The following is a 14152-nucleotide window of genomic DNA, read 5'->3' as shown; positions in this document are numbered from 1 at the left end:
CAGCACAGGACGAACGCCGCCGCCCGGGTCGGGTGAACGGCAATCAGGGGGCGATTCCTCCGGAAAGCGCCCTATATTGCTGGCAGGGGGACGGCAAATGGGGAGGGGACCATGAAACGTGCGTGGATGTTGGGTGCGGCAGTCGCTCTGGCGCTGGGCACCGCACTGACCGGCTGTTCGGATCAGCTGGGCGATCGGGGTGGGGACGAGGGCGCGCCGCCCGACAAGATCTCCGACGTGGACTACATCGAGGTCTACCGCAACGCGGACAACTTCCCCAACATCGCCCGGATCTGTATCCGCGGCATCGCTTTCGCTTCCACGTCGAGCGGCGTGCGGGGTGAGAGCGGCTATGCCGCACCGTCTCTGCTCCGCTTGCCCGAGTGGGATCAGACCTGTCCCGGGGCGGTAGCGCCCACGCCGACGGCGTCCCCGACGCCCACGGTCAGCCCGAGCTGAGAGAACTGCTTACGGACGTCGGCCACGACGTCCGTCGTCGGCTCACCTCGGGGAGCAAACCGGTCTACGGACGCCCACCACCGACGTCCGTAGATCGGTTCGCCCCCGAAAACGAAACCCGCTTACGGACGCCCGCCACGAACGTCCATAGATCAGTTCACCCCAGGAACGAAACCCGTTTACGGACGCCCGCCACGAACGTCCATAGATCAGTTCACCCCAGGAACGAAACCCGTTTACGGACGCCCGCCACGGGCGTCCGTAGGTCGGTTCGTCTCAGATGACCGGCGGGCGACCGGCCTTGGTCATCCGCCAGACCGCGCGCCAGCCCATCCGCCGCCGCGGACCGCTCTCCTGGGTCAGGCCCTGCCAGTAGCCCTTGAGCATCTCCATCGCGTCGTCCTTCGCCCGCAGGCGCAGCGCCGAGATGGTGAACCAGACCGCCACGTAGACCACGCCGATCGGCATCGGCAGGTTGCGCCGGGCCAGCCAGACCCGGTTGCGGGCCGAGAACCGGTGGAACACGCTGTGCCGGGTGGGCGCGATCACCGGGTGGTTGACCACGATCTCGCCGTCGTAGCGCACCCGGTAGCCCGCGTCCCACACCCGCCAGGCCAGTTCGATGCCCTCGTGCGCGTAGAAGAACGGCGCCGGCCAGCCCTGGGTGGCAGTGAACACGTCACGCCGCAGCGCGACCCCGCCCTCCCAGACCGCGGCCACGTCGCTGCTGCGCGCGGGATCGCCCACCCGCAGGCGCGGCGTCCACCGGCGGGGGGCGGGCAGGCCCTCCGGGTCGGCGACCCGGGGCTGGATCAGACCCAGGCCGGGCTCGTCGGTGAACCGCTGGGCGAGCCGGGCCAGCACGTCGGACGTGGGCAGGAAGGCGTCGTCGTCGAGGAAGAAGAGGTACTCGCCCTCGACGTGGGGCACACCCGCGTTACGCCCGGCCGGGATGCCGAGGTTCTCCGGCAGAGCCACCCCGCGCACCCCCTCGGGCAGACCGGTGGGCTGCCAGCCGTTGCCGACCACCACCACGTCGGTGACCACTCCCCGCTGGGCCAGCACCGACACCACGGCGCGGTTCAGCGCCTCGGGCCGGCTGCCCTGGGTGAGCAGGACAACCCCGTAACGGGCGACCGGGAGCGGTTTCAGGGTGTGTGACGCGTCGTGACTGATCATTGCGCTCACCGCAGCCGCGCCGAGGACAGGACCGCCGCGAGGTGACCGACCACGGTGACCAGTGCGGCCGCGACCAGGGCGAGGAGCAGGGCCGAGGTGGCTGCGTGGGTACCCAGCACCAGGTCGGCCACGGCCGCGGCGAGCACCAGCAGCGAGAGCTCGACGGAGTGGAAGACCCGGTGGAAGGGGAAGAGTTTGGCGATCCGGCGGAGGGTGCGCACGGCGCCCGCGCTGGGCACCCGGACCTGCTCGGCGTCTTTCATCGCCGGCATTCCGGCCTGTCCGCGTGAAACGTGCACGAGATCGTTCTCCACCTTGTTCAGGGCCACCAGCAGAGCCAGCAGCGCACCGAGGAACAGCGCCGGGTGCGCCAGCGCCTCGAGCAGCCCGGACCCCCAGCCCTCACCGGTCTGCACCACCACGGAACCGAACCCGTCGCCGTTCGCCACCCGGAAACCGAGGGCCAGGGCGATGCCGCACTCGGCGACGTAGTGGCCGACCCGGTCGAGGTAGACCCCGACCGGTGAGGACGTCCCGCGCCAGCGCGCCACCTCACCGTCGGAGCAGTCGAGCAGCATCTGAAGCTGCACCAGCAGCGCGGCCAGCAGGGCCCCGGCGATGCCGACCCAGGCGGTGGACAGCGCGGCGAGGGCGGCCGCGGTGATCATCAGCCAGGTGACCTGGTTGGCCGACAGCCCCAGGGCCAGCAGCGGCCGGGTGAGGTAGGGCGAGATCTGCCGCAGGTAGGCGTGGGCCACCCAGTGTTCGGCGGCCGCCCGGGTGCGCACGTGCTCGGGCTGGCCGACCCGGCGGAGCTCGGCGATGCTGGGCCCGCTCATCGCGTGACTCCGATCCATGACTTGAGACTTGCCCCGGCCGAGGTCACTGCGACCACGGCGGTGAGGGCCCACAGGCCCCCGGTGACCCAGTCCTCGGCCTCGACCGGCAGCAGGAGGCCGGGCAGGAAGACGAGGACCCCGAAGGCCGCCAGACGTAGGTCGGCCCCGATCAGCAGCGGACGGGTCCCGTCGTCGACCCCTTCACGGACCCCGTAGGCCTGGAGGTAGTGGGCGACGGCGACGACCGCGAGAAGCATCACCGCGGCGCCGTGCTGCGCCTGCACCGCGGTGCTCAACAGGTACAGGACCGCCAGTTCGGCCACTGCCACCAGAGCCGGCGCGATCACCGCGGACCGGCCGCGCAGCCGCTGCAGCACCGCCCCGAACCAGGGCCCGGTGTCGGCGGCGATCTTCGGCACCTGGTCGCCCACCAGCGACCGGCCCCGCGAGGCCAGGGCGGCGATCAGGTAGACGGCCGCGGCCAGACCACCGGCGCACAGCACGATCAGCGTGGTCCTCGGGGTGAACAGGGCGGCCCCGACCGAGAGCACCAGGAAGCGCTCGGCGATCGGGAAGTGGCCGATCCGCTTGAGCCAGCCGGCCGCACCGTGGGTGTCGGTGGCCGAGACCCAGCCCTGCGGCAACCGGACCCGGGCGGCCGGGGCGGTCCAGACCGGCCTGAGCGCCGGCGCGGGATCGAGCTGCTGCCGGCGCAGGGCCCAGCCCAGGTCGGCCAGGCTGCGGAAGGTCTGGACACCGATCGCCAGCGCGGCCAGCGGCCACAGGTCCTGGTCGGCCTGGGTACCGGCGAGGGCCAGGCCGAAGACGACCGCGAACTCCTTGATCCGGTCGGTGCTGGCGTCGAGCCAGGCGCCGAACCGGGAGAACCGGCGGCGGTAGCGGGCCAGCTCGCCGTCGACGCAGTCGATCACCACGCACAGCTGCAGGACCACGGCCCCGATCACCGCGGGCAGCCGGTCGCCGGTGGCGATCAGCGCGGCGGCGGCCAGGCCGAGGGCGAACGAGACGGCGGTGACCTGGTTGGGGGTCAGGCCCAGGCGCTCGGCCCGGTCGGTCAGCCGCCAGGAGAGCTTGCGCAGCACGAAGGTGGAGAAGAATCCGTCGCCCCCGCGGGCCGCCTCACGCAGCCGGACCCGGCGTTCGGGCAGCTGGGCCAGGGCCTGCTCGGCCGCCTCGAGCTCGGCCGCGTCGGTGGGCCGGGCCCAGACGTAGCCGCCGATCGGGACCGGCCGGACGGTGACACCGGCCGCAGGCAGGCGCTGGGCCAGCTCCCGCAACAGGCGGTCGGGAGCAGCCGGGTCGAGCTCGTGCACCAGGCCGGACGCGGCCGGACGGTCGGCGGCGGCGATCCGGATGACGTCGAGGAACTCGAAGGTGTCGTCCGGCCCGGCGGGCCCGGACAGAGCGGCCGTGTTCAGCCGCGGATCGTCCAGAAGGGCACCCAGGACTGTGCCGTTCGTCACCAGATCGACCGGGACCAGAGCCACCGGGCGGCGCGGGACGGCGTTGGAACCCACGCCGTGCGCCTCGCCCTCGGCCGATGCCGGGGTGTGCGGTCCCGGCCGGCCGGCCACCGCGTGGGCCAGCGCCTCGGTGCCGCCCAGGCTGCTGACCGTGACCACCTGCTCGTCGGCCACGATCACGCCCTGTGCGGTCAGCGCCGCCCGCAGGGCGTCCCGGCGGGACGGCCCGGCGCCGTGCAGGTCGAGGAGAACGATGTCCAGACCGGCTGCGTCGAGACGGCTCACGGCTTCACCGCCCGTCTCGGCGCCGACCGGGGCACCGGTGGATTCAGCCGGGGTGCGGTCACAAACAGTGACAGCAGCGCTTGCGCGCCGCCTCAGCACCGCATCGGCCGAGCGTCCCTGCGTATCCACCCGCTGACGTCCGTTCTCTCGGTCTCGAGTCGACCGACATTAGCACTGTGTTCATGTGCAGGTCGCCTGTTCGCCCGGTGGCATTCCCCGGTTGTACGGCCGAGGGGGGATGACCCACCGTCAGACCGAATCGGTCTCGGCCACTACGGATCACGCACCGCAACAGAACACGGCTCCACTCACTCGTCCGGGCGCTGTAACAATCTGAACGGCCAGGGACGATCAGGCAAACGGGCCGAACTTCCGGATGATGGCCGGGATGCCCGGGCGCCTTATGCTTCCGGCCGGTCCCTTCCCCCGCACGACCGATCCCCGAAAGGCCCCAGACCCCCGATGGCGCTGCCGAAGACCGTCTCCAGCTTCCTCCGATCGCCGAACCCGGCCACGTTCGGGGCGCTGGCCAACACGATCAACAACAAGCGGCGCTCGATGGGCCGTCGGGCGGGCAAGGCGCGGGGGCCGAAGCTGAACCGGGTGCCCGAGGGCCCGGCCCCGGCGGCCGAGGTGGTCGTCTACTTCGCCGAGGACCGGCGCAAGATGTACCAGCTGGAGCAGTGGCTGCCGGTGTTCGAGGAGCTGCACCGCCGGCACCCGGTGGTGATCGTGATGCGGTCGCGGGCCTCGTTCAACAACCTGAGCGAGCGCACCCCGCTGCCCACCGTCTACACCCGGCGCCTGGCCGACGTGCTGGAGCTGTACGACGAGCTGGACCCGAAGGTCGCGATCTACGTGAACAACGGGGTCGCCAACTTCCAGTCGCTGGCCGTCGCCTCGATCCTGCACGTGCACGTGAACCACGGTGAGAGCGACAAGGTCAGCATGGTGTCCAACCAGGCCAAGGCCTACGACCGGGTGTTCGTGGCGGGTGAGGCGGCCGAGCGCCGGCACGCCGCCGCGCTGATCAACTTCGACCCGGCCCGGCTGGTCCGGACCGGCCGGCCCCAGCTCGACCTCAAGTTCGAGCCGGTGCTGCCGCCCTCGGCGCGGCACACCGTGATCTACGCCCCCACCTGGGAGGGCGAGAACGACTTCAACAACTACACCTCGGTCGACCGCTACGGGGTGGCGATCGTCCGGCAGCTGCTCGCCCGGGACGACGTGCGGGTGGTCTACCGCCCCCACCCGCGGGTGGCCAGCAGCACCACGCTCGAGGTGGTCGGCGCCCACCAGGAGATCCTGTCGCTGATCGAGCAGGCCGATCCCGCGGGCGGGCACGCGACCGCGATGGAGGGCTCGATCCTGGCCCTGTTCCAGGAGTGCGACGCGATGGTCACCGACGTCTCCAGCGTCGGCCTGGACTTCCTCTACCTGCGCAACGACGCCCCGCTGTTCATCACCGACCGGCGCGACGACCCGGCCCAGCTGGCCGTGGACGCCCCGATCTCCGGCGCCTCGGACGTGATCGACTCCACCAGCATCGGCCGGTTCGGCGAGGTGCTGGCCGCCCGCCTGGCCGAGGACTCGCGGATGGACGAGCGGATCGCCATGCGGCGCTTCTACTTCGGCGACATCGCGCCCGGTGAGAGCACCCAGCGCTTCCTCGACGCGGTCAGCGAGGTCGCGGCCACCCGCGACGCGATGATCGCGCGCCTGCCGCACCGGCAGACCCACGCCTCGGCCGCGGCGGCCGCCTCCGGCGACGCGGTCGGCGATGTGACGCCGCAGGAGGCGGCGGAGGTTCAGAACGAAACGCCGACCGTGGACGAGTCGGTGGCGCAGCAGCGCCCCGACCTGGTGGCCGGCCACTGATCAGCGTGTCTGACAAGGTTTTCGGACCCGGCCTGGCCATCGCCTCGCACCGGGGTTTCGGCAAGAACGTGGCCGGCTGGCCGGAGAACTCGCTTCCAGCTTTCCAGGAGGCGTTGCGGCACGGGGTGCCCTGGCTGGAGGTGGATGTCCGGCGCACCCGGGACGGCGGGCTGTTCGTGCACCACTGGCCCAGCGTCGGGCCTGAGGACGGGCGTTTCGTCTCCGACCTGAGCACCGAGCAGGCCCTTCGGGCCGGGCTGCTGGCCCTGCCGGACCTGCTCGAGGTGCTGACACCCGAGGTCGGGATCATCTTCGACGTGAAGACGGCGCTGGAGGACGCGCTGCTGCCGCCGTCCGAGGACACCACCGCCCTGCTGCTGCCGACTCTCGAAGCCGAGCGCGATCGTCCTCTGCTGGTGACCTCTTTCGACCCGGCCTCGCTGCTGTTCGTCGGGCAGGAGATGCCCGGGGTGCCGCGCGGGCTGATCACCTGGATCTCGTTCCCGATCCGCAAGGCCGTGCCGGCCGCCGCCCGGCTGGGCGTGGAGGTGCTCTCCGCGCACTGGAAGTCGTTCGGCCCCAACGGCACCGACTCGGCGCCGCACCACCGCCCGGCCGAGTACGCGATCGACGTCGCGCACCGGGCCGGACTGGAGGTGCTGGCCTGGTCGCCGGTGATGGGACCGGCCGCCGAGCTGGCCGCGGCCGGGGTGGACGCGCTGGTCGTCGACGACGTGCCCGGCGGTCTGGCCCTGGCCCGGAGCCTGGCTTCCTAGCTGCCCTGGCTCCCGGCCTGGGTCTCCTGACCCGCCGCCTGCTCGGCCCGGTCGCGCTCGTCGGCCAGGAACTTGGCCTTGCGCATGTGCCCGGTCATGCTGCGGATCAGCAGCACGGTGACGCAGGCGAGCACGAAGACGGTGAGGAACCCGGCGAAACCCGGCGAGACGATGTCCGGATCGGGCACCCGAACGGCGTCGGGCTCGGTCGAGGCGGCCATCAGCACGGCGGAAATCACTGCATCACACCCAGTTCGTCAGACTTTGGCCCGGTCGCGGATGCCGGCGAACAGGTCGTCCTCCGGCAGTTCCGACTCCACCAGACTACGCGCCAGCTCGAAGTCGTCGGTCGGCCACACCTCGGCCTGCACGTCGTTCGGGATCGCGAAGAACCAGCCGTCCGGATCGATCTGGGTGGCGTGCGAGCGCAGCGCCTGGTCCCGCCGCTCCATCCAGCCGACGATGTTGACCTGCGTGGTGATCTTGCGGTCCGGCGGGCGGTTGCCCTCGTCGCGGGCCTTCAGCCACTCGGCGAACGGCGACTCCTTGCCCTGCGCCAGCAGGGCCTCGTGGAACGCCATCATCCGGCCGTAGGAGAACCCCACGTCGTAGTAGAGCTTGAGCGGGGTCCACGGCTCACCGCTGTCGGGGTAGCGGGTCGGGTCGCCGGCCGACTCGAACGCCTCGACCGAGACCTTGTGGGTCATGATGTGGTCGGGGTGCGGGTAGCCGCCGAGCTCGTTGTACGTGGTGATCACGTGCGGGCGGAACTCGCGCACCAGGCGCACCAGCGGCGCCGAGGCCACCTCCAGCGGCTGCAGGGCGAAGCAGCCCTCCGGCAGCGGCGGCAGCGGGTCGCCCTCGGGCAGACCGGAGTCGACGAAGCCGAGCCAGTGATGGCGCACCCCCAGGGCGGCGGCCGCGTTGGCCATCTCCTTGCGGCGCAGCTCCGGCAGGTCGCGCTCGACCTCGGGGTCACCCTGCAGCTTCGGGTTCAGCACGTCGCCGCGTTCACCACCGGTGCAGCTGACCACCAGGACGTCCACGCCCTCGTCCACGTACCGGGCGAGGGTGGCCGCCCCCTTGCTGGACTCGTCGTCGGGATGCGCGTGCACCGCCATGAGCCTGAGCTGCTCGGCCATGCCGGGGTCCTCCTGAGGTGAGAATTCGGGTGAGGATGGACCGGCCGGGCGCCACCGGTCTCCCCCACTGGCGCGCACGACCCCATCTGAGTGGACAATCATGTCGGACGCCCGGGCATTCCCGGACCACCGCCCCAGGCAGAGGGAAGTACGTGACCACGCCAGCCCAGACCCCGGCCGACGACTCCCACCTGGCGGAGCGCTACGGGAAGCGGCGCCCGCCGAACCGCCGGCTGCTGATCGGTCTCGGGGCTGCGGCGGCCCTGGTCGCCCTCGCCTTCACCTTCTGGGTCACCGTGATCGACCGGTCGAAGATCACCTGGCAGGACCACAGCTTCTCGGTGCGCTCGGCCTCCGAGGTGGTGATCACCTTCGACGTCCAGCTGCACGCCGGAGCCACCGGCGCGGTCTGCACCGTGCACGCGCTGAACGCGGTCAGCACCGAGGTGGGGCTGCGCGACGTCACGGTCGAGGGCGGCGCCGACCACCGCGCCCGGATGACGGTGACCGTCCCCACCAGCGAAGAGGCCACCACCGGCCTGGTCCGGGGATGCGTCGCCCGGTAGGAACCCGCTCCGTCGGTTCTCCGTTGCACCCTGCACCTGCAATCCGGGCTTTCTTGTTAAGCTCAAGGTTTCGTCCGGACGCCGTCGCCGCCGAAAAAGAGCGGCCTCAATGCGACCACAGAAGGAGATGCCCCGTGAGCGAGACCGGTGCTGCCGTCGCATGGCTGACCCAAGACGCCTATGACCGGTTGAAGAAGGAGTTCGAGTACCTCTCGGGCGAGGGCCGGGTCGAGATCGCCAAGAAGATCGAGGCCGCCCGCGCCGAGGGTGACCTGAAGGAGAACGGCGGCTACCACGCGGCGAAGGACGAGCAGGGCAAGCAGGAGGCCCGCATCCGTCAGCTGCGTCAGCTGCTGGAGACCGCGCAGGTCGGCGAGGCCCTGGCGAACGACGGCGAGGTGGCCTCCGGCAGCGTGGTCACGATCGACCTGGCCGGCGAGGAGATGACGTTCCTGCTCGGCAGCCGCGAGGTGGCCGGTGACACCGACCTCGAGGTCTACAGCGAGAAGAGCCCGCTGGGGGCCGCCATCGTGAACCACAAGGTGGGCGAGACCACGTCGTACACCGCGCCGAACGGGCGTGAGATCAAGGTGCGCATCCTCGAGGCCAAGCCCTTCACCGGCTGAGCGGCCGTCCTCGGTCTCTGGCGGCCGGTCCCCGCAACCCGGGTGACCGGCCGCCCGGTTTTGGGCGCCCTGCGCAGCCTGGGATGATCTGACCCATGTGCGGGCTCGCCGGTGAGGTGCGGTTCGACGGGGCCCGGGCCGACGTGCCCACGGTGGACCGGATGACGTCGACCATGGCCGACCGGGGCCCGGACGACACCGGCCTGTGGTCGCACGGGCGGGTGGCCCTGGGGCACCGCCGGCTGCGGCTGATCGACCTCTCCGACGCCAGCGCCCAGCCCATGGTCGATCCGGCGGCCGGCCTGACCGGCGTCCTCAACGGGTGCATCTACAACTACCGCGAGCTGCGCACCGAACTGGCCGCGGCCGGTCACCGGTTCTTCTCCGACGGCGACACCGAGGTGGTGCTCAAGGCGTACGCGCAGTGGGGCACCGGCTTCGCGCAACGGCTGATCGGCACGTTCGCCGTGGTGATCGTGGAGAGAGACAGCGGCCAGGTGGTCCTGGCCCGCGACCGGCTCGGCGTGAAACCGCTCTATCTGGCGCCTTTCCCGGGCGGACTGCGGCTGGCCAGCACCCTGCCCGCACTGCTGGCGGCCGGCGACGTGGACACCTCGATCGACCCGGTGGCGCTGGCGCACTACCTGAGCTTCCACAGCGTGGTGCCCGCCCCGCGGACCATTCTGGCCGGGGTCCGCAAGCTGCCCCCGGCCACGGTGCGGGTGTTCTCGGCCGACGGCTCGAGCACCGATCACGTGTACTGGCAGCCGGATTTCAGCCGCCGACCGGAGCATGCGGCCTGGTCCCAGAGGGATTGGCAGCAAGCTCTGCTCGAGGCGCTGGGCACCGCGGTGCGGCGCCGTACGGTGGCCGACGTCGAGGTCGGGGTGCTGCTGTCCGGCGGGCTCGACTCCAGCCTGGTGGTGGCTCTGCTGGCCACGGCCGGGGGCGAGCGGCTGCGCACGTTCTCGATCGGTTTCGAGGGCCGGCTCGGCGACGAGTTCCGTTACTCCGACCTGGTGGCCGAGGCCTACGGCACCGACCACCAGCGCATCCGGGTGGGTGAGGTGGATCTGGTGCAGCCGGTCGAGGCCTGCATCGCGGCGATGCCGGAGCCGATGATCAGCCACGACTGCGTGGCCTTCTACCTGCTCAGCCAGGTGGTGGCGGCGCACTGCCCGGTGGTGCAGACCGGTCAGGGAGCCGACGAGGTGCTCGGCGGGTATCACTGGTACCCGCCGTTCGCCCAGGTCGGCCGGGGTGCGGCGCTGGCCACGTACGACCGGGTGTTCCTCGACCGCCCGAGCGCCGAGCTGGCGGCGGTGATCTCGCCCGATCTGCTGGTGCGCGACGCCGATCCGTTCCTGCGCGGGCTGGATCCGGCGCGGGCCTGGCTGAGCACGCACTTCGACCGGCCCGGGGCGCAGACCGCGGCCGATGCGGCGATGCGGATGGACACCACGGTGATGCTGGTGGACGACCCGGTGAAGCGGGTGGACTCGATGACGATGGCCCACGGTCTGGAGGCGCGGATGCCGTTTCTGGATCACGAGTTCGTGGAGCTGGCGGCGGCCTGCCCAGTGCCTTACAAGCTGGCCGGGGGTGGCAAGGGGGTGCTGAAGCAGGCCGCGCGGGGGTTACTACCGAGGGCGGTGATCGACCGGCCCAAGGGGTATTTCCCGGTGCCGGCGCTGGTTCGGCTGCAGGGGAAGCTGGCCGAGAGGGTCAGGGACACGCTGGAGTCGCCGGAGGCGCGACGGCGGGGGTTGTTCCGGCGGGAGTATGTGAGCGAGCTGCTGCGTGACCCCAACGCCGCCGTCACCCCGCTGAACGGGAACAAGCTGTGGCAGCTGGCTTCTCTGGAGATGTGGCTGCAGGCCCGCGGCATCTCGGCCTAGCTTCACTCCCCCCGCACGGTGCCCTGCGAGGCGCTGTTCTCTTCCGGGGTCTCCGGCCCGACGAGGCCTTCGGTCACCGTCTCGTCGTCGCTGTCGCGTGACTCGTCGGCCAGCGGCCCCATCTGTTCCTCACTGGGTTGCAGGTGGTCGTCGTCCGGATCCCGCCCGGCCAGGTACTCGCCGATCACGTTCACCACGGCCACCAGCGGCACGGCGAAGAGCGCCCCGACGATGCCGGCCAGCAGCACCCCGGCGGCGATCGCCATGATCACCGCCAGCGGATGCACCCGCACCGCCCGGCCGAGCAGGAACGGCTGCAGGACGTGGGCCTCCAGCTGCTGCACCCCGATCACGATGGCCAGCATGATCACCGCGTCCCAGAACCCGCCGGCGACCAGGGCGACGAGCACCGCGGCGGCCCCGGAGACCAGCGCGCCGACGATCGGCACGAAGGCGCCGAAGAACACGACCATGCCCAGCGGGAAGGCGAGCGGCACCCCGAGCAGCGCGGCCCCGATGCCCACCCCGACGCCGTCCACGATCGCCACGATCACGGTGGCCCGGACGTAGGCGGTGAGCGTGGCCCAGGCCCGAACGCCGGAGCCGCGGACCTTTTCGCGGGTGGCGGCCGGGAACAGGCTGACCACCCAGGCCCACATCCGGTCGCCGCCGGACAGGAAGAAGTAGGTCGCGAAGAGCACGATGAAGATGCCGGTGAGCACGTGCCCGGCGGTGTTGGTGACCTCCAGCGCGCCGGAGACGATCTCGCTGCCACCACTGCCGCCGCGGATGCTGTCCTGGATGCTGGCTACGTACTCGTCGAGCTGGTCGTTGGTCAGGTTCAGCGGGCTGTTGGCCAGCTGCTGCTGCAGTTCGGTGATGCCGTCGGCGGCGTCGTCCCGCAGATTGTCGAAGCCGCTGACTGCCTGCTGCCCGATCAGCGCCACCAGCCCGGCGACGAACACCAGGGTGAGCACCACGGTCAGCAGCGCAGCGGCGGCGTTGGGCAACCCAATCTTGGTCTCGGAACGGGCCAGCGCGCGGTGGACGGGCTTGAGCAGCGCCGAGAGCATGAGCGCGACCAGCAGCGGCACGAACAGCACCTGGTACTGGTTGAAGATCCGCCAGAGCAGATAGATCGTGCCCGCGATCAGCAGCACCCGCCAGGCCCAGGCGGCACTGACCCGCAGCCCGTGCGGTAGTTCGTCGGGGCGCACCCGGGTCGGGTCGTCCTGCTCCATGCTCACCCATCCCATACTGCCCGGTGTGCCGTGATCGGCGCGGCGACCCCGCCGTGTCGTCCGCTTCACCCAGGGTGTTCCGGGCCGGGGTGCAGTCCCGCCGAGGCGAGGCGCCGGGCTGCTTCGGGGCTCAGCCGGTCGTGCAGAAGTCCGGCGGCGAAGAGCGTGTAGCGCACATCGACCGCTGCGGTGGCCTTTTCGGGCACGGCCCACCCACCGGCGTGGTCGGCGAAGAGCGGTTTGAGGACGTCGGTGCGCCCCTTGGTATCGGCGTGACGAAGAACTCCCCCGCTGCCCACGACCAGACCGATCCGACGCAGAGGGCGAGGGGGACTACCGGGGCGCGTGGGTCGCCCGTGGCGGCGGACGGCGATCAGGACAGCCAGCTGGGCCAGTTGCCGGTCGAGTGCCTGGTCACCCCGCGCAAGGCTGCCCGACTGCTGATCCGAGCTCCCCGGCTGCCTCTCTGGGCTCCCCGACTGTCCCTCTGGGCTCCCCGACTGCCGCCCTGCACTCCCCAGCTGCCGCCCTGCGCTACCCGACTGCCGATCGCCTTCCCCGTCACCGTCACCGTCACCGTCACCGGACTGTCCCACCTGGCCCGGGCTCTCCCAGACTGGAACCCTGACTACCGGCCGCTCGGAAGAGCCCGGAGCCGGGGCCTCCTCGACCAGACCAAGTGCGTACTGCCGCAATTCTTGGGCCTGTTCCAGCTCGATCAGCCCTTCGGCCAGCGCTGCCTCCACCACCCCGACCGCCCCCGACCGGACCCCCAGATCCCCCTCGACCGTGCGCGCCGAGACCCAGTCCCCCGCCGCCCCCTGCCCGGCCCCGGTCTCAGGACGCTCGCCCGCCTCCTCCGCCGGCACCACCGAGTACACATCCGTGGTGGCCCCGCCCACGTCGACCATCAGCAGCCCCCGCCCACCCGCGAGCACCTCTACCCCGGTGAGCACAGCGTCTGGTGTCGGTGCGCTCACCAACTGGGCGAACGAACGTCCATTGATTCGAGAGCCCTTGCGGGACAGACCCTTACCGCCGATGACATGCCGCAGGAACGCCTGCCGGATCGCCTCCCGGGCCGGACCGGGCTCAAGAGTGCCGATCCGGGGCAGCACGTTGCCGGCGATTGTGACGGTGCGACCCCGCCGACGCAGCTCGTGCGCAGCGGCGTCGGCGGCATCGCGGTTGCAGGCGAGAACGACCGGAACGGGCAGCCGGGCAATTCCGAGGCGCCGAGCGTTGTGCACGACCACATCGGCGTTGCCCCCGTCGGTGCCGCCGGCGAGAAGGATCAGGTCGGGCCGGGCCGCGCGCAGCGACTCGACGGCAGCAGCATCCAGAGGACCGGAACTGAGATGCACCACCCGGCCCCCCGCCGAGAGCGCCACCCGCTGCCCCGCCTCGGCCGTGACCAGCCGCTCGTGCCCGACCACGGCCAACCGCAGACCGCCGCCGGCGCTGGAACAGGCCACGATCTCGGCCGCCTCGACCTCGGCCGCACCAATCCCGGCCACCCGGACACCATCGGCGACCTGGCCCTCGCCAAGACCCCGATCAGCCTTGGCCGCCGCACCGATCAGTGCCCGGGCGATGGCGTCCCGCACCGCCGCGATCCCGACCACGACATCGGGCAACGTGGTCGGGTGCTGGCCCGTGCCGAGCACCTCTCCCGAGACCACGTCGACCAGCACACCCTTGGTGAACGTCGACCCGACGTCCACGCACAAGACCAGTTCCCGCACCGTCACCCCCCGCACCGTTGCGGGCCCAAAGCGC

13 protein-coding genes are annotated in these 14152 nt (G+C 71.4%); 6 read left to right on the top strand and 7 right to left on the bottom strand.

Annotated features, from left to right (window positions below):
- The first annotated feature begins 111 nt into the window (after nt 1–111).
- On the top strand, nt 112–459 hold the full coding sequence (locus QSK18_RS08525; RefSeq protein WP_232809329.1) for a hypothetical protein: 348 nt from the start codon (nt 112–114) through the stop codon (nt 457–459).
- 276 nt (nt 460–735) lie between these two features.
- On the opposite strand, the gene QSK18_RS08520 is transcribed toward QSK18_RS08525, so the two are convergent.
- From QSK18_RS08520 to QSK18_RS08510, 3 genes are read right to left on the bottom strand one after another with little or no spacing between them, the layout of a single operon-like run.
- Nucleotides 736–1638, bottom strand: a complete 903-nt coding sequence (locus tag QSK18_RS08520; protein ID WP_232809330.1) for a glycosyltransferase family 2 protein — start codon at nt 1636–1638, stop codon at nt 736–738.
- A gap of 5 nt (nt 1639–1643) precedes the next feature.
- Complete coding sequence (locus QSK18_RS08515) at nt 1644–2495, bottom strand: CDP-alcohol phosphatidyltransferase family protein (RefSeq protein WP_285617696.1); 852 nt, start codon at nt 2493–2495, stop codon at nt 1644–1646.
- Nucleotides 2474–4246 carry a CDP-alcohol phosphatidyltransferase family protein gene (locus tag QSK18_RS08510; RefSeq protein WP_285617695.1) on the bottom strand — a complete coding sequence of 591 codons (1773 nt, stop codon included), beginning with the start codon at nt 4244–4246 and terminating at the stop codon, nt 2474–2476. The genes QSK18_RS08515 and QSK18_RS08510 overlap by 22 nt, the downstream gene beginning before the upstream one ends.
- Before the next feature lie 462 nt (nt 4247–4708).
- On the opposite strand from QSK18_RS08510, the gene QSK18_RS08505 reads away from it, so the two are divergent.
- Together QSK18_RS08505 and QSK18_RS08500 are read left to right on the top strand one after the other, a co-directional pair.
- Nucleotides 4709–6124, top strand: coding sequence for a CDP-glycerol glycerophosphotransferase family protein (locus QSK18_RS08505; RefSeq protein ID WP_285617694.1), 1416 nt, complete (start codon nt 4709–4711; stop codon nt 6122–6124).
- Nucleotides 6125–6129: 5 nt separating this feature from the next.
- Complete coding sequence (locus QSK18_RS08500) at nt 6130–6900, top strand: glycerophosphodiester phosphodiesterase (RefSeq protein WP_232809334.1); 771 nt, start codon at nt 6130–6132, stop codon at nt 6898–6900.
- Here QSK18_RS08500 and QSK18_RS08495 read toward each other — a convergent pair.
- Both QSK18_RS08495 and mca read right to left on the bottom strand, forming a co-directional pair.
- The gene (locus QSK18_RS08495) at nt 6897–7139 is read right to left on the bottom strand and encodes a hypothetical protein (RefSeq protein WP_232809335.1); all 243 of its coding nucleotides are present in this window, start codon (nt 7137–7139) and stop codon (nt 6897–6899) included. The genes QSK18_RS08500 and QSK18_RS08495 overlap by 4 nt on opposite strands.
- Nucleotides 7140–7157: 18 nt before the next feature.
- The gene (mca, locus tag QSK18_RS08490) at nt 7158–8042 is read right to left on the bottom strand and encodes a mycothiol conjugate amidase Mca (protein ID WP_232809336.1); all 885 of its coding nucleotides are present in this window, start codon (nt 8040–8042) and stop codon (nt 7158–7160) included.
- A gap of 152 nt (nt 8043–8194) precedes the next feature.
- Between mca and QSK18_RS08485 the strand changes: the two genes are divergently transcribed.
- The 3 genes from QSK18_RS08485 to QSK18_RS08475 all read left to right on the top strand — a co-directional run bounded on the left by QSK18_RS08485 (nt 8195) and on the right by QSK18_RS08475 (nt 11132).
- The gene (locus tag QSK18_RS08485) at nt 8195–8608 is read left to right on the top strand and encodes a DUF4307 domain-containing protein (RefSeq protein ID WP_285617691.1); all 414 of its coding nucleotides are present in this window, start codon (nt 8195–8197) and stop codon (nt 8606–8608) included.
- Nucleotides 8609–8742: 134 nt separating this feature from the next.
- Complete coding sequence (gene greA, locus QSK18_RS08480; protein WP_232809338.1) at nt 8743–9234, top strand: transcription elongation factor GreA; 492 nt, start codon at nt 8743–8745, stop codon at nt 9232–9234.
- Nucleotides 9235–9329: 95 nt separating this feature from the next.
- On the top strand, nt 9330–11132 hold the full coding sequence (locus tag QSK18_RS08475; RefSeq protein WP_232809339.1) for an N-acetylglutaminylglutamine amidotransferase: 1803 nt from the start codon (nt 9330–9332) through the stop codon (nt 11130–11132).
- Between the two features lie 2 nt (nt 11133–11134).
- On the opposite strand, the gene QSK18_RS08470 is transcribed toward QSK18_RS08475, so the two are convergent.
- Complete coding sequence (locus QSK18_RS08470; RefSeq protein WP_232809491.1) at nt 11135–12373, bottom strand: AI-2E family transporter; 1239 nt, start codon at nt 12371–12373, stop codon at nt 11135–11137.
- A gap of 65 nt (nt 12374–12438) precedes the next feature.
- Entirely contained in the window at nt 12439–14124 is a 1686-nt protein-coding gene (locus QSK18_RS08465; protein ID WP_285617689.1) for a glutamate mutase L, read from the bottom strand.
- Nucleotides 14125–14152: the final 28 nt, after the last annotated feature.

It is taken from the genome of Kineosporia sp. NBRC 101677 (genome assembly GCF_030269265.1).
Classification (GTDB): domain Bacteria; phylum Actinomycetota; class Actinomycetes; order Actinomycetales; family Kineosporiaceae; genus Kineosporia; species Kineosporia rhizophila.
The sequence above is the reverse complement of the archived record's forward strand: the minus strand, read 5'-3'. Positions and strand labels throughout refer to the sequence as shown.